This window comes from Spirosoma gilvum (genome assembly GCF_054776815.1).
The window spans coordinates 528572-553362 of the sequence record NZ_BAAHBH010000005.1 but is presented as its reverse complement, the minus strand read 5'-3'; the positions used below and the strand labels follow the sequence as shown (position 1 = coordinate 553362).

Genomic DNA, 24791 nt, shown 5'->3' with positions numbered 1-24791 from the left:
GTGAACTGGCACCGCTTACTGTGCGGACCGCCGAATACGTTGTCGACTGGGTGGGCGAAACCGTAATAGAAGTACTGCTAGTGCCCGTCGACCATGTGATGGAATGAAGGGGCGAAACTCATCAGTGCGGAAAGAAATACGAGTGGCAGAAAACGTATGAGCACGTGCATACACAAACAAAGGCCGGAAGGGCTGGGTGAATGAGATAATGTTGCCGTTAAAAATCCTTAAAACAAGAAAGAATTACAAATTTTGTGCGCTCGATCAGCGTTGCACTTGCGTATACGAATGCAGACAAATACAAACCCTATTTATCCATCAACAGCTCTTAATCTGGTTGTTGATTGGGGAAACTCAAGCCTGAAGGCCGCTTGGTTCGATGGTGAAACACTACTAAAAACGGTACGTTATGCGACTCCCGATGCGCTATTGGCCGAATGGGACAATCAGCCAGTAGCGCATGTACTGGTGTCATCGACCAGTCGGCCAGCCGATGAAATTCAAAATGGCTTCAAAGGGCTACAACGGAATTTTATCGTGCTGAACAGTGAAACGGCGTTACCCATACGTAAAGCGTACGATACGCCCCAAACGCTTGGGGCCGATCGGGTAGCGGCTGCCGTAGGGGCTATGGCTTTGTATCCAGAACAGGATTGCCTGATTCTTGACCTGGGGACCTGTCTGACGGCCGATCTGATCGACAGCAATGCTGTGTTTCAGGGTGGGTTGATTTCGCCGGGTTTACGGATGCGGTTCCGGGCTATGCATGAACAGACTGCCCGGCTGCCGTTAGTCGAAGCACCGATGGAGTGGCCAGGGCTTATTACGAAGAATACACAGGCTGCCATGCAGAGCGGTGTATTGAATGGACTAACATTTGAAATGAATGGGATTATTGAGCAGTATCGGGCCGAACGGCCAGGGATTGTGGTTTTACTGTGTGGGGGAGATGGCCCCGCCTTTGAAAGTCGTCTGAAACCCCCGATATTTGCAGTCCCAAACTTGGTATTGATTGGGTTGAATCGAATTTTACGCTATAATGTTGATAATTTACAAGCGAATACGCCAGATAATCATACCTAGTTTGCTGGCCGTTGCCGCAACGTCGCCAATGGTTTTGGCGCAGGGATTGGGGAATTCACCCTATTCGGCTATGGGGATTGGCGAATTATACAGTCCCGCTCATGTGACAAACATGGGCATGGGTGGAGTAGGGGTCAGTAATGCCAGCGCATTCTATATGAACCTGCAAAACCCGGCTTTGCTGGCTCGTCGGACTCGTTTCACGGTATTTGAAGTTGGACTATTAGGTGAGTCGAAAGGGCTTAGCCAGAATATCAGCAATGAATTGCGGAATCAGAACAACACGGCTGGTAACCTTGGATACCTGGCGCTGGCGTTCCCGGCTAACTCACGCTGGAATATGGCAATCAGCTTGAAGCCGTATTCGTACGTGAACTACAACACACAGCAATTGTCGACAGTACCAGGCTCCGTTTATTCAACTCAATATACATATACCGGTCGAGGGGGATTAAATAAGGCTTCATTCTCCAACGGAGTTCGGTTGTTAAAAAATATTTTTGTAGGCGCTGAGGCTTCGTTCCTGTTCGGAAATATTACCTATTCGTCCAATTCCCGTGTTTTTACGGGTAGCACCGATGTATTGGTCAATCGCCTGAATCGGGTTACCTATAGCGATGTTGTCTTTAAATTGGGCGGTGCCTGGCGGCCAAAGCTAAGCGATACCTGGACGTTAAATCTGGGTGCCACCTACGAGCCTCAAACCGGTGTAAAAGCGCAGCAGACCGATATTTACCAGCAGACAACAACTGACCAATTAGCGATTAATGCACCAGATACACTCCGACTCAACTCGACTGGGAAGGCCATTCTGCCCAATCAGATGAACTTCGGTATCAGTATTGAGAAGGGAAACTCCTTGTTGGTAGGCGTTGATGTAGGCATGCAGCAGTGGAGCGATTACCGCACATCGGACAATAAGGCAGGCAATCTGCACAACACTATGACAGTTGCGGCTGGGGTCGAATATACACCCAAACCGGCATCGAACAAGTACTGGGATTTAGTTACCTACCGGGCTGGTTTTCAGTACAATCAGATGCCTTATCTGATCGGGGGGTTAAAAATTAATGATGTAAACGGTAGCCTTGGGGTATCGTTGCCACTTGGTTCTTATCTGGTAAACCATGTGAGTGTATCCGTAGTAGCAGGTCAGCGGGGTGTATTGACGGCCAATCAGATTCGGGAGCGTTATGTCCGGATTGCGCTGGGCTTCTCCCTGAACGACTGGTGGTTCCGCAAACCAGTAATTGATTAAATGAGTAATGCACAATGCATAATGTACAATGAACGAGGGATAATGAAGTCTGGACGACTCGCGAAAGCTGTTCGTTATTCATTATTCATTATTCATTGTACATGTCTTCTGATGGCTTGCGGAGATCCGAAGCAGGCGAAGAAAGTAGAACCTTATAGCGGCCCTATTGAGGAAATTAATGACGTAAAGTTGTTGTATAGCGAAGCCGCTATGCTCAAAGTGAAATTAACCACGGCCAAACAGCTTCGCTACGTCAACGATAATCGTCAGTATCCAAAACCTATCCATATTGTGTTTTATGGGCCCTCTGGTGAGGAAGTAACCACCGTTCGGTCTGACTCGGGTCGTTACGACAAGGCGAAGGATATTTATGTCGTTATTGGGCATGTAGAGGTGCTCAACAAGCAGAAGCAGGAAAAGCTCCTCACTCCCGAACTGACCTGGAGCCCTGTAACCAAGAAGGTTTATACCGATAAACCTGTAACCGTACTCAGCCAGCAAACGGGCGAAAAACTCAACGGCATAGGCTTAGATGCCAATCAGGACTTTACCAAATACGCCATCCGTAAAGTAACCGGCGTATTCAACGTCAATGCGGGAATTTAATAGGTTAGGGATTAGATTCTTCTCTATAATAGGTAATAGCAAATGTGCCTTTAAAAGCGGCTATCTTCTGAATTTGCGCTCCTGTAAGCCCAAAATTCCCCTGAGTTGACCGAAAAATTGCTACCCAAATACTAATGTCAGTGCCACCACATTCTTTAATGGCATCGTAATTAGTGACCAGCCTATCCAGTAATTCATCGAACTCATCAATTCGTTTGGAATGAGAGTTGGTTAAAATGCTTAGCTGGGCAGAACCATATTCATAAACTTTATTAATACTTTTTCGGGCCACTACTTCTCCTTTTTCAATGCATTTTTCCAAGGGTAAGGATGTGATAGAAAGTAATTTCCGGGGAGAGAAATTTTCTCCGGAAATTGTAGTACTTATGTTGTGTTCAAAATCTATTTCTTCTTTCATAACATTTACCATTTGATCAGATGCTATTGACGGCGCACAGTATATAATGGCAAAATGAACGCTTATTTTTTACACTTCTTTAAAATCGGCGCAACGGTCTTTACATCCGTCACTTTGGTTTCGTTGCCCCACTCGTTGTACATGTAGGTGGCTAACTCGGCTATTTCCAGATCGCTGAGTTGCGGTTGTGGCGGCATTGGGCGATTATATGATTTGCCATTTACCACTATTTTTCCCTGCTGACCATACCGCATCAAACAAATGACGTTGTTCTTATTGGCCAGATAATCGGACTTGGCAATAGGAGGGTAAAGTTCGGCTAATCCTTCGCCTTTCGGTTGGTGGCAGTTGGCACAATTATTTTTATAAATCAGAATGCCTTCCGTAATGTATCGTTGCCGCTTAATTTCTTCGTCACTTTGACAGGAAAGGAAGAAAGCAACCACCGTACTAATCGCTAAAAAGCCAGCTAATCGGATCATGATTTGTATTCGGCCAACAGTCGCTCCATATCGGCCATTAATTTATCCACACCTTCTTCGGTAGTGCCGTCGTAAATACCCCGAATGCGTTTCTGCTTATCGACCAGAATGAAGGCTCCACTGTGTACCACGCCACCCGGTGCCGACGAATCTTGTTGAGCCGTAACCATATAGCTATTTTGGCCGATGTCGTAGATTTTTTCGCGGTCGCCCGTTACAAATAGCCACTGCTGACCCGTAACGCCCAGATTCTGAGCGAACTCTTTCAAAACAGCCACCGAATCATGCGCCGGATCGATGGTATGTGATAAGAGCATGACATCTGGATTGCCCTTAAACTTTTCGTACACCCGCTTCAGTTGCACCTTCATTTTAGGGCAAATGGTCGGGCAGGTCGTAAAGAAGAAATCGGCGACGTAGATTTTGCCGTCCAGATTTTTGGCCGTGACCGTATCGCCATACTGACTGACAAATTTGAAGTCGGGCACCGTATGATCGACGGAGTCGGTTACGGTTTTGCCGTTTACCACTTTTGTGACTACTTCCCGCTGGCCCAGAATGGGAAGTTTATCATCGGTAGACGCACCACAACTCCATACTAATACAACAAGGGCAGGTAAGCCTGCCCATACTTTATGGTTTTCCCAAAAACTGGCGAGATTGCTCAATACTGGTTGTAACACGTTTCTTGACATCGGTAATTTGATCTTTTTGAGCCGCCAGATAATTCAGCGCTTCTTCGGAAGAAAGTTTAGAAAGGGTATCACCGTTATAGTGCGACATCCAGCCCATCATCAGACTGTCGGCGATAGTAAGGTCAGTAACAAGGCGGCTGGCTTGCTCTTTTTCCTCGTCAGTCCGTAAGGTAGCAGCCGCCGAGCCGCTGGCTTTCAGACTATCGAGTGAGACAATGCGTTGTTTCAGTTGTTTCTTCAACTTCATGATGTCGTCGATTTTCGGCATCACCTCATCATGAATGGCCAGTACTTCGTTTTCGGTCTTTTTGACAGTTTCTTCGCCCGAATTACAGGCCCAGAAAGCGCCACAAACGGTTAACAGAACGGCGAGGGTACGTGTAGATGTATGCATGGGTATTGTTGAATGTATGATGTATGATATAGGATGTATTTGACTGGTTGTGAGCCATCATACATCCTATATCATACATCAATTCTGTCGTTGTTTCAAGATTTCGCGGGCATTTTTTAGGGCGCTGGCCGATGGGTTTTTACCGCCGATCATCTGAGCAATTTCGGCAATTCGCTCTTCCTGAGTCAGTTTTTTGATCCGGCTGACTGTTTTATCGGACGAATGGTCTTTATACACAAAGTAATGCGCTGTTCCCTGGCCTGCAATCTGGTGGAGGTGCGAGATGGCAATGATCTGGTGACTGCGAGCCATATCCCGCATCATATTACCCATTTTGATTGCAATTTCGCCTGATACACCGGTATCGATTTCGTCGAATACAATGGTGGGTAACGACCGCTTACTGGCCAGAATATACTTAATGGCCATCATAAGCCGTGAAAACTCCCCACCCGAAGCTACATTTTTCAGTTGCTGTGGTTTTACTCCTTTATTCGCACTGAACAAAAACGAAATTGTGTCGACGCCCGTTGGCGAGGCTTTGGTCGTTTCAGCGTCGATTTTGAGCGATGCATTGGGCATACCCAGATCATGCAATAGACTGCCAATTTCGGTCTCGATGGATGGCAAAACGGCTTTTCTGGATTCCGATAAGGCTTCGGCACTGATCTGAAGCTGGGCATAGGCGGCTGATGCCTGTGCTTTGGCATTCGCCAGTGCATCGTCCAGATTCAACACTTTGCTTACTTTCTTTTCCAGCTCATTTCGAAGAGCTATAAGCCCGTCTACATCCTTTACCTGATGTTTGGTCTGGAGCTGATAAATCATGTTCAGCCGTTCGCGAATGGTTTCAGCACGGGTGTCATCGACCTCTACGCCATCCTGTTCGGTACTGATTTCGTCGGCCAGATCCCGCAATTCAATCAGGCTGCTTTGAGCCCGGTTCTGTAACTGCTCGTACTGATCCGACAATTTGCTGATGTAAGCCAAGTTACTAACTGCACCTTTCAGGTAATTGATTACCGACTGCTCCGCATTGTCGAGGTATTCGTAAGCCAATTGCAGCCGTTCCTTGATCTCTTCCGCGTTTTCGAGAATCGTTAGCTCCTGTTCGAGCGCTTCCTGCTCGTCGGGCTGGAGTTGGGCTTTGACAAGTTCTTCGTACAAAAAGTTGTTGTAGTCGAACTCTTTGCGCATGGCTGAGGCTTCGGACTGAAGCTGATCGTAGGCGGATCGCTTCGTTCGGTATAATTGATAATCAGCGCGATAGGCTCGAAGTAGATTGTCGTTTTGGGCGTATGTATCGACAATCTCAAGTTGATATTCGTTCGAACCCAGCAGTACCGAATCGTGCTGCGAGTGAATGTCCATCATCTGGCTCGTTACGCGCCGAAGCGTTTCCAGATTAACAGGCGTATCGTTGACAAAGGCCCGCGATTTTCCACTCACACCGATCTCCCGACGAACAATGCAGGTACTGGAATAGTCAAGCTCTTCTTCGTCGAAAATGCGTTCGATTGCATAGCCCGATACACCAAACGTGCCTTCGATAACGCATTTCTGCTCAGGGTTGTAGAGTACGCGTGTATCGGCCCGATTGCCCAGCAGGAGACCGATAGCACCTAACATGATCGACTTACCAGCCCCGGTTTCGCCCGTGATGATGTTCAACTCACGATCGGGCGTGAGTTCGAGTTCCTCGATCAGTGCGTAATTTTTTATTAGTAAATGCGAAAGCAAAATCTATGAGAAGTTAACAGTGGACAGTTGCCGTGATCATATAGGGTCATTGCACCAGTTTTCGGTATTTTTCAGTTTTCGCTGGATCTAAATAAGATAACAAATCAAAGGCTTTCTGGCGTTCGGTGGATGTGCCTTCAAATAAAATATTATACAGCTCTTCCGACTTAGCGTCAAAAAATGAGTTGAGTAGCACCGAGTTCGGGAGTTGTAGCCCAATTGTTCGGATCGTTGTCAGTAAATCGAGTGTCTGCTTACGAACCTGAACGGGATTTGCAGCAAATACATCCAGGCCCTGTCGGTGATAGGTGTACATGCCATCCCGGAATGGGATCAGTTGTTGATTTTGCATATTTTCCACAAGCCAGTACCGATTACGTCGGTCGCCACCGGCCTGCCAGGCTCCGTTTGGCGATCCTTGTTGAGCCAGGTTGGTAATGGTATAGGCACGTTGAATAAATGGTGTCCCTCCTTCTTTGCTGAAGGTATCATAATCAACAGCGAGGATGACATTGGCATAAAATGCCAGCAATGATGTTAAGTCGTCAGAAAACTGATTTTCCCGAAAATAAACCGGCGTTGTAGGTAGATAAACAAAGTTGAAGGCGCGGTCTACGTAGCTGAAAATAGTTGTTTCGTAGTTGGTACCATAAACAGGGCGCGTCGCTATGATTTGGGCGGTGGCTTCAAAGACGCCCTGCGTCAATGATTTAACCAGATTGATATTGATTGAGCAGTTAATTCGTTCATTCACGGCAAACTGGTCATTACTCCAGCGCCGGTTGTTCATGAACTCTGTGATGATGCCCTTCAACTGATTGACATAGGAGAAGTCCGTTTTCTGCTGGGCAAACAACTGGTCGGAGTTGATCGTCACCTGGCAGTTCAATTCCTGAGCCTGCGCCGAACCAGCCAGACAACTCAGCACCAATAAAACTCTGATTATTTTCATACTGGATTGCTCTGTAAATTTCTGGAGATTCACAGAGTTTTAAGTTTTTCGATTACCAGGTTGACAAGATCATGAGCCACCTCATCTTTCGATTTGAGTGCAAATTCGTGGGTTTGATCGTCTTTGTCAATAACGGTAATTTTATTCGTATCGTGCCCGAAACCGGCACCCGGATCGCGTAGTGAATTTAACACAATCCAGTCTAAATTCTTAGCGTGAAGCTTCTTTATTGCATTCTCTACTTCGTTGTCGGTTTCGAGGGCAAACCCCATCATCAATTGACCCGCTTGCTTTTGGGCGCCGAGTGTAGCCGCAATGTCGATTGTTTTGGTCAGCTCAATGGAGAATGTAGCTTCTTTCTTTTTTATCTTCTTATCGGCGGGGTGAGCAGGGGTATAATCAGCTACGGCAGCACTCAATATCACAATATCGGCTTCAGGGAAAACCGACTGGGTAGCTTCAAACATTTCCTGGGCCGATCGTACCGGAATACGCTGAATACCTGGTGATGGGATAGCTAAAGCCGTCGGACCACTGACTAAAGTAACGTCAGCCCCCGCCGTAGCAAAAGCTTTGGCAATCGCATATCCCATTTTGCCAGTCGAGTGATTGCTGATATAGCGAACCGGGTCAATAGGCTCCTGTGTAGGTCCAGCTGTCACCAGTACTTTTTTGCCTTGTAAGACTTTGTGCTCCTGGCTCCCTGCTCCGCGCCAAAACTCAATCAGCACCTGCATAATGGTTTCGGGTTCGGCTAATCGTCCTTCGCCAACTAAACCGCTGGCCAATTCACCGTGTTCGGCATGGATAATATGATTGCCAAATGATTCGAGCCGACGCAGGTTTTCAACGGTTGACGGATGATGGTACATATCCACGTCCATGGCCGGTGCAAAAAATACCGGGCAACGGGCCGATAGATAAACGGCCAACAGTAGATCATCGCAGAGGCCGGCGGCACAACGGGCCAGCGTACGCGCCGAGGCAGGCGCAATAACTATAGCATCGGCCCACAAACCTAGCTCGACATGATTGTTCCAACTGCCATCGCCCGATTGGCCTGATTCCGAATTGACAAAGGCTGACAAAACAGGCCGTTTCGACAGGGTAGCCAGCGTGAGAGGGGTAATAAATGATTTAGCCGACTCGGTCATAACTACCTGCACGTCGGCCCCAGCTTTTACGAGAAGCCTTACCAGCAGAGCTGATTTATAAGCTGAAATACTACCTGTTACGCCTAGGAGAATTCGTTTGCCTGCAACTGACATAAATTCAGGAAGTCGATCTAAGTATAAATAGGAAAACCGCACGGCAAATCTACCATGCGGTCTTGAAAAACAGACGAGATAATTCCCTTATTGCTGAGGCTCGTCGTTATAACGCCAGTAGACTTTTCCTTCCAGAAACTCGTCGGTAGCGATGGACGTTGGTTTCGGCATCCGCTCGTAGAACTTCGAGATTTCGATCTGCTCCCGGTTTTCGAACACTTCTTCGAGGTTATCTACCGCCGACACGAACTCCGACAGTTTGTTGCTCAGTTCCTCTTTATTTTTGGACGCAATCTGCCGGGCGCGTTTCGAAATGATCGATACGGATTCGTAGAGGTTACCAGTATGGGCCGCAATTTTATCGTTATTGCGGGTAATGATAGATTGATTGGTTGCCATAGCTACTTGTTTGCGGTTTATGATCTTCGGTTTACGCCGGGCCGTCGTTAGGGTAGCTGACGCCGAAGACCGTAAACTAGTTAATTAGCCGCTGTTACTTTAGCGGGTTGATTTTTCAGTCGTTCTCTTTCTTTTTCGCGCTCCTGTTCCAGCTTGTCCAGGCGCTCAATTTCTTTCTGGCTGGTTTCGTACATTTTCTCCGACTGCTTGATGTATTTGCTGTTCGGGTACTTATCGATGAATGCCTGATGATAACTAATTGCTTCCTGATAACGTTCCTTCTGCTTCGTTTCCAGGCTGTTTTGGGCTAAACTGAACTCGGCATCAACTTTTTTGAACGCTAACTCTTCGTTGTATTCTGAATCAGGAAAATCTTTCTGAAAATTGTTGATCGCTACAACGGCCGATTTGTAAGCTGCAATGTTAAACCCACTGGTTTTGTAATAAAGCAGTGCTTTTTCGTACGCTTTCCGCTCTAGTTTACCCCGCAGTTCCAAAATTTGCTTGGTGGCATCATCTTTATATTTACTATCGGGATAGGCGTTGATAAAGTCTTGTAGAGCTGATGTCGCGGTCAGTGTATTCGACTGGTCGAGGTTAAAGGAAGGTGTGTCTTTATACAGCGAGTACGCGTACATATACATAGCCTCCTGAGCGTAGTCGGACCTGGCGAAGGTTTCGTAAAACTTCTTGAACAGCGTGGCGCCGAGCAGGTATTGTTGCTGATGGAACTGGGTATAGGCGTAATAAAACTGCGCCATCTCCGATTCGTTGCTTCCTTTCAGGACCGGGATCAGTTCTTCAAACAGCAAACCAGCCCGATACCAGTCGCGTTTGGCATAATATTCAAGAGCGCCTTTGTACTTCTGATCGTCGCTACCACTTTTCTGCAATTTTGCGAACGGGCTACACGAACCCAACAAAAACACGACGCAAATACCTAGCAGAACCTTACCGAAATGACGTTGTTGCATATGAGTGCAAAGATACAAAAAAAATACAGGCTACACCGTTTTAACGACGGTACAGCCTGAGATAGTGCCAAAAATAACCCACAGACGCAGCCGTTTAGATTATTTTAACAAATGCTGAATTGATTTACTGATGCCGAACGAGTAACCGCTTGGTTGCCACTTTCTTACCATCGACCGTGAGTTGGTACAAATAGTAGCCCGTATCCAGCGGACGAGTCACGATTCGAACTTTTCGGTTGCCGGGTTCCAGTTCAATCTGCTCATAGCCAGCCACGGGCGAACCCAGAATATTGAGCAGCGCTAATTTTGCTTCCGAGCCGTTTCCGGTGAACTGATAATCGAGTTCGGCAACATCGTCGGCCGGGTTCGGATACGCGTTCGAAACCCAAAGCTTCTCGTTGTTGAACAACCGGCTATCGGCTTTTATTTCCTGAGAAGCGGCTACCCGAAGTTCGGCCGAAGAAGCTGGTGTGCTTTCGGTTGAGGCTGTCCGAACGGTAGTTTTAGAGCCTGACTTTGGCAGTAGCAGCGACCGGTAATGCTCGTTAATCGCACTGTTTTTGTTCAGCGTTATCGACCGATCAAGCCCTGACAAAGCTGGATTAGGAACCATCGAAAAACGCTGCGATGGCAACCGGGTCGAACTGGTTTTCGCTGGTGACGATGTTCGACCCAGTTCGAGTCGGCTTCCTTTTCGAGCATCCGAATCCCGGAGCGCTACCTGCGCCCTGATTGGGATCGTTGCCGTTAGCAAGCCCATCAATACACCAATAAGTATAAATTGTTTCATGAAAGTCTATTTCGGGTACACACGTATTCACCACAAACCTATTCACCGCAAAAGACAAAGTCAACGGGGTATCGTCTAAAAAATTGTTAAAACGGTCAATTATTAGCCTTTTGAACCAATTTTTGAGCTAAAGGTTTAATTTGACCCTTATTTTTTAATGGTTTTTTTACCGCTGGGGTCTCTTTGGGCGGTGCTTCAAGCCACAAAACCTGATTCTTGGTTGGCTTTTCGGCATCACGCCAACGAAAACCATCAAGTTCCTGCACCTCACCGGTAATCTCTTTGGGCGGAATCAATTTTGAATCGGGATGCCCATAAAATCGAATTCGACCCACTTTATTATCATTGAATTCGATGTTCATTTTACTGCATTCAACATGATTCAACCCAATCATTTTATTTTGCTCGTTGAGTGCGTAATAAATGCTTTGCCCATTGCCATCTACGATCACTCGCTCCAGGGAGGTCTGTTCCTGAAGCGTTGCCGTTTTTGACGAAGGTAATGTACTCTTTTTATCAGATACGCCTTTAGGCGGGGCATTCGTTGCAACGACTGAATTATTTCCCGGACCAGTAGCTTTTACAGTAATTTTTGGGCCTTTTTTTGGCGTCTCCGGCGCATCGGTAAGCGTATCGGTCGAAACCAGTTTTGTGGTAAAGTAAGCGGTGATCGTACGCCCTTTTATCTGATTATAATCCTTCAGCGTATCCAGCGAAATCACGAAGGATTTTGTTTTTAAGAACATTGTATTGATTTTGTTATTTTTAAGCAACGCCCGCATCGAATCGGCTTCCATCTGGTATTTATTCTGGCTCCAGACAATCGGCTTTTTATAGAAATAAATTGTCGAATCAGCCGTGTCGTAAATAAGCGAATCGCATTTGCTTTGCAAGTCAGATTTGTAGATAAAAACGTTTTTATGAGCCAGCAAACGACGTGTATTTGTTACTTTATTATCAAATAAAAACAGCGTGTCGGCTCGTAAGAACAAGGTGTCTTTTGAGGTTTCACTGCCTACGCTTTTTGCTACAGCATGGCCTGTTACACGCGAAATACCTGCTTTACCATTGTAACGAACATGATCGCCCAGAACAACCGCTTTCTGGTCTTTAGCCACCATAACGACTTTCCCTTTGGCAATGCCTAATTCCGTTGCGTTGTCGTAATACAGTGAGTCGCCAGTCAGTCGGTATTTTGGCGTTTCGACGGTAGCTCTGTGTTCGAAGTTAGAAATGCCGGTTGTGGTGTTATATTGACCAGCAATGGCCATTAAGACACCGTCTTTGTTGGTAATGCGCGTTGGTCCCTGGAATGTTGCAATGCGTGATGTAGAGTTATATAGCAACGAATCGGCTACCAGTGTACCTTTGGTGTTGACTAATCGAACGTTCTGGCGAAAGGTAAATAGTTTGGTGCGTGTGTCGTAGTAGCCTTCCCGGCTGGTCAATTTGTTTTCTTTATCAACAATGCGACCGGGAGTAGGGTAGTGGGCAATTCCCGAAGCCATGTCATAATCGAGCTGAGCGGTGTTCAGCGTCATTTTACGGTCACGCATGGTTACGCGTCCCCGCATGTTGGCCTGACGGGTATTGCCATAATAAAACATGGTATCTCCTTTGACCGAGATGGTATCGCCCTGAATGAGTCGGACATTTCCGTATGCCTCAATTATATTCGTCGTTACGTTCTGAACGGCCAGGTTGCAGTACATCAGGACACCTTTATGGCGTAGCCGAACGTTATTATGCAGCTTCCGAACCACCTGACCCGGTACGTTCAGTACAACCAGACTATCAGCATGGTACAGCTCCACTTTGTCGCCAGCACCAGCAGGTGATGGCGTTCCCTGCGCCAGAACGCTAATCGACGGTGCGAGTAAACTGAGCCCGAGAGCCAGAACCAGTAAGCGAACAAACAAACGAATCATATTGACAAAACTACGGCATTGGGCCGACACCGGATGTTGGAACAGGATTTTTTAGCATTTATTAACGGCAATCGCCTGTTTACCCCGACCGACCGGGTACTGCTGGCAGTAAGCGGTGGTCTGGACTCAATGGTGATGGCCGAACTGTTCCATCGCATTCACCAGCCATTCGCTATTGCCCACGTTAACTTTGGATTACGCGGTGAAGAATCCGATGCCGATGCCCTTTTTGTAAAAAACAAGGCGGAGCACTATGGGGTTCCGTTTCACCTAACCACCTTCGATACCACTACGTTTGCGAACGAGCAAGGTATTTCGATTCAGATGGCAGCTCGGGAGCTCCGTTATGCCTGGTTTGCAGACTTGCTTCGGCAGTTTTCGTATGCCTGCGTAGCCACAGCGCACCATCAGAACGATGTGCTCGAAACGCTATTGCTCAATCTGACCCGAGGGACAGGGCTGGCTGGATTGCACGGTATTGCCAACAGGCAGAATGATGTAGTGCGCCCACTTTTGTTCGCGACTCGTGACCGACTGGCCGCTTATTTGACTGAACAGAAGCTGAGCTTTCGGGAAGACAGTTCCAATCCGGAGGATAAGTACGCCCGCAATCGGATTCGCCATCATGTGGTGCCTGTACTAACCGGGATAAACCCAGCCTTGTGGCAAACGTTGCCCCGAACGGTGGACCGACTTCGGTCGGCTGAGGAGTTGATGAAAGCTGAACTAAGTCGGTCCTGGCAGGAAATGGCTGTGCAACAGGGGGAAAACACGTTGTTGCCAACGACTAAATTGATGGGTTTGACTGAACTACCGTTTCGACTGGCTGAGTGGCTCAAGCCGTTTGGCTTTACGGAAGCTCAGGTTACGCAAATGGTTGAATCGCTTGGTCAGGAGGTTGGGCAGGTATTTACGTCCAGTACCCATCGGGTGGCGCATGAGCGAGCAGGATTACTTCTTGAACCGTTATCTGGACAGCCTAGCTACGAACTTGTCCTGACCGAATGGCCCAATGAACCGTTGCTCCTTCCAGATAGTAAAAAGCTCACGTTTACAGTAGAGACCAAACCCGCCGATTTCCGCCCGCCCTCGATGTCAATCGTTGCCAGTCTGGATGCGGATAAGATAACCTTTCCGATTACGATTCGACTGTGGCGACAAGGTGACCGATTTCGGCCGTTGGGTCTAAAGGGGCATAAATTGGTTAGTGATTTTCTAAATGATCATAAACTGACTCGCTCCGAACGGGAACAGGCCATGGTGCTATTGGCTGGTAACGAAATCGCCTGGGTGATTGGCCGGCGAATTGACCACCGGTTTCGAATCGTACCTGAAACCGCAAAAATTGTACGGATATTAATCGATCAGTGAAATAATTATTACTAAATACTAGCTATAGTAAATTGTATTTTTACATTATAGAGTAAAAAAGTAGTTCGTTTTACGATAGGTTTTAACGAGTTACAAAAAAGTTGGCACTCTATTTGATAGCTTTCGGTCGAGCCCAAAGTTTCTATTAATGTACTAACACCATGAACCGAATTGTACAGGTCCTCATTATTGCAGGACTGGCCTTCTGGAGCCTGACTGCTCAGGCACAAAGTGCGCGGCTACGAGCGGCTAATAAGCAGTTCGATAATCTTAGTTATGTCAGCGCAGTGCGAGCGTATGAGGATTTTCTGCGGGCCGACCGGAAGAAAGACCCCGCCGAAACTCGTGAAGCCCTAATTAAATTAGGCTACAGCTACCGTAAACTACAGGATACCCGAAACGCTGAGCGAGTCTATGGCGAACTGGTAAAAGATTATACCGAACTCGACAGCGAAGTTTATCTCTATTACGCGCAGGCGCTGGCGGCTAATGGCAAATACCGGGATTCGCAGAAAATGTACAGCCAATACGGCGAGAAACAGTCGCAGGACCTTCGTGGACGTCGTTTTACGGTGTCTTATATGGATATGAACCGGTTCTACCAGGATTCATCGTCGTACCGGATGTATAGTTTGCCGATCAACTCACGACAGGCCGATTTTAGTCCGATGTATTACAAAAACGGGTTGGTTTTCGTATCGGCACGTGATGAATCGGGGGTATTGAAACGGGTTTTCAACTGGAACCAGACACCTTTTCTGGATCTGTATTTTCATCCGGACACCAACCAGCTTCGAGTGCCGGGAGCGGAATTAATGCGGCCTGGAAGCTCTGCCGTGCTGGGTGGTGGTAGTGATGCCAAACCCGGTGCTGCCGACCCGGCTACCGAACAAACCAAATTAAGCAAAACGGAAATTTTTAGCCGAACGATCAATACGAAATACCACGAGGGTCCTATGACCTTCACTAAAGATCAGAACTTTATCGTCTTCACCCGAAACAACACCAGCAAGGGGAAAGCCGGAAAAAGTTCGGATGGTGTACGGAAATTAAAATTGTATTCTTCCGTGAATCGCAACGGGAAGTGGGTCGAGATTCAGGAACTGCCGTTCAATAGTAACGAGTACTCAGTAGGACACCCGGCGTTCTCGCCTGATAACACAAAAATGTACTTTGCTTCGGATATGCCGGGCGGATATGGTGGTACCGATATTTATGTTGTTGAGTTTAACAACGGCCAGTGGGGGACCCCCGTAAATATGGGTAAAGAGATCAATACCGAAGGGAATGAGATGTTTCCTTTTGTGGCCGAAGGCGATAACCTGTACTTCTCCTCCGATGGCCACGAAGGACTGGGTGGCCTGGACGTATTTGTAGCTGAACTTAAAGATGGAGTAGCGTATAAGGGCGTTCAGAATGTAGGTGCACCGATCAACTCAGAAAAAGACGATTTCGGGTTTATTACTGATAAAAACCGGACGTCGGGTTATGTAAGCAGCAACCGGAAAAAAGGAGTGAGCGACGACGACATTTATTCGTTCCGGCGTACCTGTAAACAGCTTAACATTCTGGTGTATGACGCTAAAACAAATACACCCCTCGAAAATGCCGATGTTCGAATCCTGCGGAATGGCGTGAATCAGGATCTTCGGGTGACCGACATGCAGGGCAAAACAGATTTGTGTGTCGATACAAACACCGAATACGAATTCAAGGCGATTAAAGAAGGCTATGCTATGAACAGCGTCCGGTTCTCAACCCTGACCCAGTCGCCTAAGCCAGTCATGAATGTGTCGATTTATCTCGAACGGTCGGAAAATACGCTGGTTAAAGGCGTAATCAAAACGGAGGTGGATCAGCAGCCTGCCAAAGGTGTTCGGGTAACGCTTCGGAACGAGAAAGATAAAACAGAGCAGACCGTAATGACGGGCCCAGATGGTGGTTATGAATTCGATGTAAAACCGAATGCACCTTACACCATTACAGCCCAAAAGGATCGGTATGCTACCAAGAAGGCTCAGTATAGCAAAACCAAGCGGAAATCCAAAGTGGTTACCGACTCGCTGGGCCTGTATGGAGTGGGTGATGTATTCCAGCTTAAAAACATCTACTACGACCTGAACAAGTTCTTTATCCGTGCCGATGCAGCCCACGAGCTTGACCACGTTTTGGCCATCCTGAAAGAATACCCGCAAATGCAGATTGAACTTCGGTCGCATACAGATGCCCGCGCTACGGATGCCTACAACTTGCGTTTGTCGGAAAACCGCGCCCGGGCTGCTATGGATTATCTGGTATCGAGGGGAGTTACGGCGAATCGACTTGTGGCTCGCGGCTATGGGGAGTCGGAAATTCTGAATGGTTGCGTCGATGGGGTAAATTGCTCAGAAAACGAGCATCAGCAAAACCGACGCACGGAGTTCAAAATTTTGTCTGTGCAATAAGTCAGTTAAAAAATCGCGGGTTTCCATCCGCCTTACAAACGAAAAAGCAGTCCAGCATCGATGCTGGACTGCTTTTTCGTTTTTGTTTGCCTATTCTGTGCTATGCTTTACGTGTTTTTTATGAACCGACTTGGTCATTGCTTTTGACTTTACTGGAGTCGTTTTCTTTACCATTGTGGTCGATGTGGTTTTGGTAACGGGTTTATCCTGTGAAGGAGTGGCAAAAGCCGTGTTCATGCAAAGGGCGGCTACCACGCAGGCAGCCCAAACGGACGTTTTCATAAGTTTAAGAATGGTTTTAGTGAATAAACCCACCGTGTGGCAGGCTTTTCGGCTGAAAGTCGGTCACTCAGATGAAGTACCGATAAAGAATAACTTAAAAACGCCTTAAACTGTTATAACCCGTGCTGTAACAGACAATTGTCCCACATGCCGCATGGTATGCTCCGCTGCGTGTGTGAATAAACCGATGACGGTCGAAGGTAATTGTGATCGTCCAACACCCCGCACGTCGGTTAACGTTTCTTCCTTCGTTTCTCGAAGCTGAGCAAGCGCCCGGTCAACCTGCTCATTAAATTGTTCTACCAACTTCTGAACGGTCGGTACGGGAGCTGATGGCTTTCCTTCGGCGGCTAAGGCTGCTAACTGGTCGGTCGAAAGAGTTTCGGCACGCGCATAGGTAAGGAGCCGGTCTAGTACACCCGTCAGGTGTTGCAGATGATAGCCGACAGAGGCAACATTAGCGGGTCGTTCCCAAAGCAATGGTTCGGGAAAATCCTGCATGAGAGCCTGTATTTCCTCCCGCGCCTGCATTAGCGCATGAGCGATAGGCTGGAGTAGGGGAGGCATATCGGGAAGTGGCCCACGAAGCCACACTTCACGCGTTTCAATAGGTGGTTTCATAGATAATGTCGTTATAACGTATGATGATTAGTAGATAGTGACTACTATTTTTTCTACTCGTCCAAGGCTGGTGTCTGCATTAGCTTAGTCAATCAATTATAAGTGCGTTTATGAAAATAACTTTTATACGCTGCTTGCTTATTTTGGTAAGTTTGGTTCTTTTCTTTTCCTGCAAAGATGATGATTTGCCAACAGGGCCAAGATTTCGGCTCAAGAAAGAAGTAGAACAATTTGGTGTTGGCCTAAGTCGGGGACGTTTACAAACGACAACCTATTCGTATAACGGCCGGGGCAATGTAGCAAGTTTTACCATGGTTACTCAAGATAATTACTACGGTAAATTGGATACAGCTAGTGGAGTATTGACGTATGATGCTCATCATCGTTTGATAAAATGCACAACAAAAATTACACACGTTGGAAGTTATATTTATTATGAAGTTGCTCAAACAGAGTTCAGTTATGATACAAAAGGGGATATGACCCTAATAAAGGCCTACGGTGCTCAGGTTGTAGTTGGAAAGCAACCTCCAAGCCCTCTACCATTCGTGGCTCAGAGTACCTTTACATACAACTATGACCACCAGCCAATTAAAGAAATATATGAGAAGAACAAAGCTGTTTCACCTTACATCGACCAGTATAAGTATATCTGGAAGGATGGTAACATCGTTGAGTCAAATTTCTCTACTACTGATAGCCTTCTGGCTACTAATATTGATACTATTAAGCTAAGTTACGACGCGCAGGTTAATCCATACTTTAGTCTCTATTTTCGGAGTGGTATACGTGAGCTTACGTATGGATTTTGGGCCGGTACTCTATGGGGAAGCGGACTTAGAAATGGATACATAACCAATATTTACCTCTTAGCCAGGAATAACTTGCTGATTGATAATCAACGACTCATTTATAACGATCAGGGATTACTAATAAAGCGTATAGGAAATGAAAACAATAGGAATTTTTATTTTTTCATCAATTATGAATATGAGGAGTATTAGGAGAATATGAATTTTTAGAAGATAATACCTGTAAAAAAAGTATTAATATATATTTAAGTATATAAAATTGTCATAATGAGTTAATTGGTTTAATATTGCCGCCGTATTCACAACTATTTACACTTGCACATTATATGCGTCTCACACTTAACACTTGGTTGGGGGTTTTAGCTCTGTTGGTTAGTTTCTCAGCCTGCCAGGATCACAGAATTCCACAAGCTCCAGGCTCAAAGTTTCGAATAAAGAAAGTTACAGTAGGTTATGAGAATGCAACAGATTATTCATATTCCATTTATACCTATACGAACAATGGATTATTAGCCAGTATTGATCAGTTTTCAGTTAAAGGTAATTCTTCTGCCGTTCAGAATTCCAAGACTGTTATGACGTATGATGGACAGGGGAAAATACTAAAGGCAGAAATGCAGCTACCATCATCAAACGGAGCTACTCAATGGGTACCTTTTCAAAATTATAGCTATGAGTATGATAAAAATGGTGTCATCACACAGGTAAAACGGTATGATCTGGCAAATCCTGCCTCTCCAGTTCTGATTGATCAATATCTACTAGAGTACAACGCGGCTAAGTTGCCAAGTAAAGTGAGTTATACCATCGGTGCTAACCAATGGGTAGAGCAGTATACGTACATTGGAGGTAACGTGGTTAAAGTAGACAGAAATGATAATTTATCTGGACTCGCAACATTGACCTTCAACTATGATAATAAATCTAATCCTTTTTATGGCTTAATTACTGGGCCTCCCAGTTATACTATTTTTAGCGCTAATAACATCATTGCGCCTAACCAGGTATATACGTATGATTCAAATGGCTTACTTACAAAAGGTACTTTAGCTGTATCTGGTTTCGGGAATTATATTACCAAGTTTGAATACGAGCCCTATTAATTGATGATTTTACCAAACATAGCAAGAATCGGTTCCGAATAGTTAATTCAGAACCGATTCTTGTATTTACTTTACTCAAATCGTTCTGTGTTTGATCAATATGTACGGTTTAAATCACTTACTTATTTATGAAAACTGTTCACTTGTATTGGTTTTCTGGTTTAGTTTTAATGCTAATGCTAGTGTCTTGTAAAACAGACCAGATACCCACAGCACAACCGTTTCGGATCAAGAAAGTTAACTATAAAAGTATTTATAAAAATGACTCGTTTATATTTAACTATTCAACTAATGGACGAATAGATAGTATTACAACTCCAACGGGAGGTAGAAAAGTATTTTACTATGACAGTGAAGGAAAACTAGAACAAATAGAGAGCCAATATAAAGCGACCTCCTATGATATACTTTATACGATTGGTGAATACATTACTACAAGGCGGTACTTATATTATTATCTACCTAACGGTAATCTGGGCACTATTTATGAAGAACAGGTGAGTGAGCGTAATGCCTTTGTTAAATTCTATGGTGAGTGGGATCTCGATTATGATGATGGAGCTAAAGTGCCAAATCGAGTCACAATTATTAGTGTTGGACCTCCCTCATCGGGACGAGCCCAATATTCGTATATTTACTATGGTTATGAAAACGGTAATACTGTCCGTAGACAAGCAGTGGGAGGAGTATATACAGAAACCTTTCAATATGATGATAAGCCCAATCTTCTCAAAGGGTTAGTGTATGGAAGCTTCTATTCCGGCGAAAATTTCGACTCGTATGACGATTTAAGAGCCTTTAGCCAAAATAATGTTTTGCTAAGTAACGAACGCTACACGTATGATGCCAATGGTTTGCTGGTAAAGGCTACACACCGTGATGGGGCTTATGAAGTCACCTATGAATATGAGCCGTACTGAATGGGCCTATTAAACTATACTTTACCATTTTTGACCACGCTTGACATATGTTAAATCACCGTCCCCCCGTCTGCATAAAACAAACTTCCTGTACTATACGATGACGCATTCGAGGCTAAAAACAGTGCCAACGGGCTGATTTCGTCGGTGGTACCCATCCGGGCAATGGGGATGTGTTTGGTAAAGCGGGCCAGAATCGCTTCGTTTTGCCAGAGTGTCTGACTGAACTTGGTTTTGATCAGGCCGGGGCAAATGGCGTTGACCCGAATACCATCCGTTCCCCATTCTTTTGCCAGTACTTTGGTAAGCATGTTCAGCGAGGCTTTACTGACGCTGTAGATACCCAAGCCGGGGTCGGGCGTATGGCCGGCAATACTGCTGATCATAATCACACTGCCACCGCCCCGCTCTTTCATGCTTGGGTAACAAAGCTTACTAAGCTCAAACGGAGCCTTCACATTGGCCTGCATGATCTTGTCGAAGGCGCCACCATCGCATTCAAGCGCAGGGCCAAAAACCGGATTGGAAGCCGCGTTGTTCACCAGAATATCGATACTACCATAGATAGCCAAGGTTTTTTCAACCAATTGCTTAAGCTGTTCGGGGTCGCCTACATGGGCAGCAATGCCCGTTGCTTCACCCCCCTGCGCCCGAATGTCATCCGCAAGTGCATCGCAGGCTTCCTGCTTCCGGCTGCTGACGATGACTTTGGCACCAAAACGGGCAAATACACGGGCTATGTCCTCGCCAATACCTTTGCTGGCTCCAGTAATGATGGCAACTTTGTTTGTCAAATCAAACAAGGCTTTCTCGGCAGTGAGTGGGGTTTCCATAAGGGTTTAGAAGGTAGTTTCAGGTTAACAAATGCTCGTACAGCATGCCTCCGCCAACCTGAAACAAATTTGAAGAATTACTTTTCAAAAAAACAAACCGAGCCGCCAACCCAATCTTTATTTTTATTGAAGTTGACGCCAATCATTTCACCACGGCTCAGTCGACTAAGGTTGGTGATGAGCGTTGGTTTCGAGTCGGCTTTGGGCCAGATGAATAGCATGCGGATTTCGCATTTGACAAGCCCGTCCGGTGATTGAATGACCGGTTCGTATTTTACCTTGCGCTGGAGTAGGTATCCATCGCGCTGGTCGGCTGGAATAGCGTCGAGATCGGCTTGCGTAATGTTCAGCTTGACGCCACTACCTGCAAATGAAAACAAGGGTTTCAGCACGTAATTTTCCAGATCGGCTGGGTATTCGGTCAGATCCGAGAGGTAATAACTTGTTGGAATGTAAGGACTCTTCAGCAGGGGAAGGGTGTATTTGCTGATGCGGAAAAACCAGTTCGGATGACCAACCCACTCTACATCTACATCATCGGTGAGGTGAAAGTCCGTTTTTAGATCAGGAAAATTCTGTAAATCATCGAAAATGAGCCGATTATAAATGCGCTTGATTTGGATCTGGCGCCCGTCTTTTTCGTAATACAACGCCCGGCCTTCTTTCCGAATTTTGGTCAGACAAACTGCTCCAACACCTGTGTGTTTTTTGGTCAGTACGAAGTCGATGCGTGTTTTTTGCTTTTCGGGATAGATTTCCAGCAAAATAACTTCTTCGGGTTTGTACTCACCCACCAGCAACTGACGGAGTCGTTCCAGATACTCAGCATTGTCGGAAACTGTAAACAGATGCGAGAGTGTATCGGGAATTGGATAAAAACTCCGAAATAAACTGGCTACATACGGCTGAAAACCATACAGCGATGGAAACCCCTGCAACTCAATAAGCTGTGGGGTTAGTTCTCCCTGTTCGTCGTGACAGACAGCAAAGTCGACGGCCAGAAACTGCGTATGATCGTCCTCGTTCGGGACACGCTGGCCGTCTGGAATGGCTTTTTCGGTCAGTGCTTTGAAATCATCGCGGGTAATTACGTCAATGATATCGTTGCAGACGTTCAGCAGTTTATCGGTTAGTACTTTCGGAACAAAGACGGGCGTTTCGGCAACGCGGAAGTCGAGCTGGCCGGGTAAGTCGGCATCTATTTGGGCTAAAAAAGCCCGGTATTGCTCCGGGCTAAAGGCTTTATTGTAAGCTTGGCGAACAGACTGAATCATACATCCAACAGGAATGGCAAAACGATCAATTAAACGGCTTGTGTTTCTTCAACGTGGGTTGTTAAATCCTGAATAGCCTGCCGTAAGAAACCCGGTAAAATGATGGATTCTGTCAGGGCAATTTTGTCGGGGTCCTGAAGATAAGACACCATCGCGTCGTACTTCTCCTGTCCAAAATTCAGCACAATATGGTTTCGCTTTTCGTCCTGTAGAAAATACCGTAGCATCCCTTCATTGTCGGCCTCGGGGTGGAATTGAGTACCAATAATTTCGGGTGAAAAGCGAATGGCCATCACAGCGCGTTCGAGCAAGACATGCGGTCGGATTTTTTCCAGACACAAAATGCTGGCTCCCATTTCTTCCAGCCGTTCCATATTAGGTTCCGTAATCTGAAAATCGCGTGAGTCGACGGCGAAGAATGGGTCAGGTAAACCTTCCAACAGGGCTTCTTCAAGCCCTTCGTCCGTTTTATGAACGGGGAAAATACCAAAGGAGGTCGATTTTCGACGACTTAGTAAACCTAAATCAAGGTGCCGGACAATCAGTTGGAACGAGTGGCAAATCAGGAATACATACTTCTTTCGCTCGTTGTGCTTGTTCCAGTCGATAATCTGGTCAATAAGCTCGAAATAGCGGGCTTCCCACTCATCGGGTGAGGCTAGCGGACTTCCTGGACCGCCCGACGAAATATAAATGTCGTATTCCAGATCGGGGACTTCGTCCTTCGAGCGAACATCAAAAATATCAAACGCGAGTTCTACCGGTTCACTGCCTTGTATGTTCCGGATCGCGTGCAGAATACAGCGCATACCTTCGTTGGCATGGCTGTTATTCATATCCAGAACGGCAATTTTTACTAAGTTCATAGGTGGTTGTATTGCAGTTAGTTAGTTGTTGACGGTGGTTCAGAAAATAACTACTGTATGCCGAAAGAAGTTTCCTCGACAATATAATCAACGACACTTTTCAGGCTATTCGTCTGTTGGAAAACGGCCAGTTGGCGGTCGGCTCCGGTGCCCATTTCCAGGATCTTCAACACATATTCGCACTCCGCCCGAGATCCCAGTTCATCCACCACGTCATCAATAAAATTAAGCAATTCGTGAATAAGTTGGTGAGTCGGGACTTCTTCCTGTTTGCCGAAATCGATTAATTTTCCTTCGATACCGTAACGGGCTGCCCGCCATTTGTTTTCGTTGATCAGAATACGTCGGTAGGGACGGAAATTCAGGTTTTGCTTGTGTAGTTTGTAAATTTTGGCAACCAGTGCCTGCATAATAGCGGCCAGGCAGATGGTTTCATCGACCCGCATGGGTACGTCGCAGATTCGGAATTCGATGGTGTTGAAAAACGGATGGAGCCGGATGTCCCACCAGATTTTTTTGCCGTTGTCGATACAGCCCGTTTTCACCAGCAGGTTGATGTACTCGTCGTATTCGGCAGCCGATGAAAAGAAATCGGGAATCCCTGTGCGCGGAAACTTATCGAATACTTTGGACCGATACGACTTGAACCCTGTATTGCGCCCCCGCCAGAACGGTGAGTTGGTCGATAAGGCATAAATGTGGGGAAGGAAATACCGCACGGCGTTCATGATCTGAATACCTTCATTCCGGCTTTCGATTCCCACGTGAACGTGCAGCCCAAAAATCAGATTGGAACGAGCTACATCCCGCATTTCATCAATCAGCCGATCGTATCGTTCGTTGGGTGTAATGAGTTGGTCCTGCCAGTCGGAGAAAGGGTGCGTACCGGCGGCTGCAATTTTCAGATTTTGCTTCTCGGCCAGTTCGATGATCATTTTTCGGAGGTATGTCACCTCCTGAAGGGCATCCTGAATATTGTTGCAGATATTGGTGCCGACTTCAACGACGGCCTGGTGCATTTCGGCCTTAACGCGCTCCTGAAGGACAATCTGACCACCGTCGACAATCTTCGACATGTGCGAACGTAACTCGCCGGTGTTGGGATCAATGGTTTGGAATTCTTCTTCGATACCGAGGGTGAATACGGGCATTGGTGCTGTGGGTTAGAAATGACTGTCTCGTTTTGTGGAGAAACGATGAGGTAAGATACTAGTTTTTCGATTGCTTCGCTAAGGTTGGCACAGACTGCCCGTTTTTTTTGTTGGGCGAATACAAATA

25 protein-coding genes are annotated in these 24791 nt (G+C 46.3%); 8 read left to right on the top strand and 17 right to left on the bottom strand.

Features of this window, described 5'->3' with window-relative positions; all coding sequences use genetic code 11:
* Window positions 1-288: 288 nt before the first annotated feature.
* The 3 genes from ACYVFD_RS16405 to lptC all read left to right on the top strand — a co-directional run bounded on the left by ACYVFD_RS16405 (window position 289) and on the right by lptC (window position 2947).
* The gene (locus ACYVFD_RS16405) at window positions 289-1083 is read left to right on the top strand and encodes a type III pantothenate kinase (RefSeq protein ID WP_461091326.1); all 795 of its coding nucleotides are present in this window, start codon (window positions 289-291) and stop codon (window positions 1081-1083) included.
* Window positions 1084-1111: 28 nt separating this feature from the next.
* Window positions 1112-2341 carry a hypothetical protein gene (locus ACYVFD_RS16400; protein WP_461091349.1) on the top strand — a complete coding sequence of 410 codons (1230 nt, stop codon included), beginning with the start codon at window positions 1112-1114 and terminating at the stop codon, window positions 2339-2341.
* 111 nt (window positions 2342-2452) lie between these two features.
* Window positions 2453-2947, top strand: coding sequence for an LPS export ABC transporter periplasmic protein LptC (gene lptC, locus ACYVFD_RS16395; RefSeq protein ID WP_461091325.1), 495 nt, complete (start codon window positions 2453-2455; stop codon window positions 2945-2947).
* A gap of 4 nt (window positions 2948-2951) precedes the next feature.
* On the opposite strand, the gene ACYVFD_RS16390 is transcribed toward lptC, so the two are convergent.
* From ACYVFD_RS16390 to ACYVFD_RS16340, 11 genes are all read right to left on the bottom strand, one after another.
* Window positions 2952-3365 carry a hypothetical protein gene (locus ACYVFD_RS16390; protein WP_461091324.1) on the bottom strand — a complete coding sequence of 138 codons (414 nt, stop codon included), beginning with the start codon at window positions 3363-3365 and terminating at the stop codon, window positions 2952-2954.
* 62 nt (window positions 3366-3427) lie between these two features.
* Entirely contained in the window at window positions 3428-3847 is a 420-nt protein-coding gene (locus ACYVFD_RS16385; RefSeq protein ID WP_461091322.1) for a c-type cytochrome, read from the bottom strand.
* Window positions 3844-4515: an SCO family protein gene (locus ACYVFD_RS16380; protein ID WP_461091320.1), complete on the bottom strand. Its 672-nt coding sequence runs from the start codon at window positions 4513-4515 to the stop codon at window positions 3844-3846. The genes ACYVFD_RS16385 and ACYVFD_RS16380 overlap by 4 nt, the downstream gene beginning before the upstream one ends.
* Window positions 4481-4936, bottom strand: a complete 456-nt coding sequence (locus ACYVFD_RS16375; protein ID WP_461091318.1) for a viral A-type inclusion protein — start codon at window positions 4934-4936, stop codon at window positions 4481-4483. The genes ACYVFD_RS16380 and ACYVFD_RS16375 overlap by 35 nt, the downstream gene beginning before the upstream one ends.
* 78 nt (window positions 4937-5014) lie before the next feature.
* The gene (gene recN / locus ACYVFD_RS16370; protein ID WP_461091316.1) at window positions 5015-6676 is read right to left on the bottom strand and encodes a DNA repair protein RecN; all 1662 of its coding nucleotides are present in this window, start codon (window positions 6674-6676) and stop codon (window positions 5015-5017) included.
* A gap of 46 nt (window positions 6677-6722) precedes the next feature.
* The gene (gene porD, locus ACYVFD_RS16365) at window positions 6723-7628 is read right to left on the bottom strand and encodes a type IX secretion system protein PorD (protein ID WP_461091314.1); all 906 of its coding nucleotides are present in this window, start codon (window positions 7626-7628) and stop codon (window positions 6723-6725) included.
* Between the two features lie 29 nt (window positions 7629-7657).
* The gene (coaBC, locus tag ACYVFD_RS16360) at window positions 7658-8896 is read right to left on the bottom strand and encodes a bifunctional phosphopantothenoylcysteine decarboxylase/phosphopantothenate--cysteine ligase CoaBC (RefSeq protein WP_461091312.1); all 1239 of its coding nucleotides are present in this window, start codon (window positions 8894-8896) and stop codon (window positions 7658-7660) included.
* An 87-nt stretch (window positions 8897-8983) separates the two neighbouring features.
* Entirely contained in the window at window positions 8984-9295 is a 312-nt protein-coding gene (locus ACYVFD_RS16355; RefSeq protein WP_461091310.1) for a DNA-directed RNA polymerase subunit omega, read from the bottom strand.
* Between the two features lie 80 nt (window positions 9296-9375).
* A complete protein-coding gene (locus tag ACYVFD_RS16350; protein WP_461091309.1) occupies window positions 9376-10269 on the bottom strand; it encodes an outer membrane protein assembly factor BamD in 894 nt (297 codons plus the stop codon).
* A gap of 124 nt (window positions 10270-10393) precedes the next feature.
* Window positions 10394-11059 (bottom strand): T9SS type A sorting domain-containing protein, encoded by a 666-nt coding sequence (locus ACYVFD_RS16345; RefSeq protein ID WP_461091307.1) that lies wholly within the window; start codon window positions 11057-11059, stop codon window positions 10394-10396.
* Window positions 11060-11154: 95 nt separating this feature from the next.
* The gene (locus ACYVFD_RS16340) at window positions 11155-12987 is read right to left on the bottom strand and encodes an OstA-like protein (protein ID WP_461091306.1); all 1833 of its coding nucleotides are present in this window, start codon (window positions 12985-12987) and stop codon (window positions 11155-11157) included.
* A gap of 33 nt (window positions 12988-13020) precedes the next feature.
* On the opposite strand from ACYVFD_RS16340, the gene tilS reads away from it, so the two are divergent.
* Both tilS and ACYVFD_RS16330 read left to right on the top strand, forming a co-directional pair.
* Window positions 13021-14358, top strand: coding sequence for a tRNA lysidine(34) synthetase TilS (gene tilS, locus ACYVFD_RS16335; protein WP_461091305.1), 1338 nt, complete (start codon window positions 13021-13023; stop codon window positions 14356-14358).
* 161 nt (window positions 14359-14519) lie between these two features.
* Window positions 14520-16802, top strand: coding sequence for an OmpA family protein (locus ACYVFD_RS16330; RefSeq protein ID WP_461091304.1), 2283 nt, complete (start codon window positions 14520-14522; stop codon window positions 16800-16802).
* Between the two features lie 90 nt (window positions 16803-16892).
* Here ACYVFD_RS16330 and ACYVFD_RS16325 read toward each other — a convergent pair whose 3' ends face one another.
* A complete protein-coding gene (locus ACYVFD_RS16325) occupies window positions 16893-17084 on the bottom strand; it encodes a hypothetical protein (protein WP_461091303.1) in 192 nt (63 codons plus the stop codon).
* A gap of 105 nt (window positions 17085-17189) precedes the next feature.
* Window positions 17190-17705: a DinB family protein gene (locus tag ACYVFD_RS16320; protein ID WP_461091302.1), complete on the bottom strand. Its 516-nt coding sequence runs from the start codon at window positions 17703-17705 to the stop codon at window positions 17190-17192.
* Window positions 17706-17815: 110 nt separating this feature from the next.
* On the opposite strand from ACYVFD_RS16320, the gene ACYVFD_RS16315 reads away from it, so the two are divergent.
* The 3 genes from ACYVFD_RS16315 (at window position 17816) to ACYVFD_RS16305 (ending at window position 20540) form a co-directional block, all read left to right on the top strand.
* A complete protein-coding gene (locus ACYVFD_RS16315) occupies window positions 17816-18709 on the top strand; it encodes a hypothetical protein (RefSeq protein ID WP_461091301.1) in 894 nt (297 codons plus the stop codon).
* Window positions 18710-18843: 134 nt separating this feature from the next.
* Entirely contained in the window at window positions 18844-19620 is a 777-nt protein-coding gene (locus ACYVFD_RS16310; protein WP_461091300.1) for a hypothetical protein, read from the top strand.
* Between the two features lie 128 nt (window positions 19621-19748).
* Window positions 19749-20540: a hypothetical protein gene (locus ACYVFD_RS16305; protein WP_461091299.1), complete on the top strand. Its 792-nt coding sequence runs from the start codon at window positions 19749-19751 to the stop codon at window positions 20538-20540.
* 50 nt (window positions 20541-20590) lie between these two features.
* On the opposite strand, the gene ACYVFD_RS16300 is transcribed toward ACYVFD_RS16305, so the two are convergent.
* The 4 genes from ACYVFD_RS16300 to ACYVFD_RS16285 form a co-directional block, all read right to left on the bottom strand.
* Window positions 20591-21373 (bottom strand): glucose 1-dehydrogenase, encoded by a 783-nt coding sequence (locus ACYVFD_RS16300; RefSeq protein WP_461091298.1) that lies wholly within the window; start codon window positions 21371-21373, stop codon window positions 20591-20593.
* A gap of 77 nt (window positions 21374-21450) precedes the next feature.
* Window positions 21451-22647 carry a hypothetical protein gene (locus ACYVFD_RS16295; protein WP_461091297.1) on the bottom strand — a complete coding sequence of 399 codons (1197 nt, stop codon included), beginning with the start codon at window positions 22645-22647 and terminating at the stop codon, window positions 21451-21453.
* Window positions 22648-22676: 29 nt separating this feature from the next.
* A complete protein-coding gene (locus ACYVFD_RS16290) occupies window positions 22677-23513 on the bottom strand; it encodes a type 1 glutamine amidotransferase (protein WP_461091296.1) in 837 nt (278 codons plus the stop codon).
* Window positions 23514-23563: 50 nt separating this feature from the next.
* Window positions 23564-24664: a carboxylate-amine ligase gene (locus ACYVFD_RS16285; protein WP_461091295.1), complete on the bottom strand. Its 1101-nt coding sequence runs from the start codon at window positions 24662-24664 to the stop codon at window positions 23564-23566.
* Window positions 24665-24791: the final 127 nt, after the last annotated feature.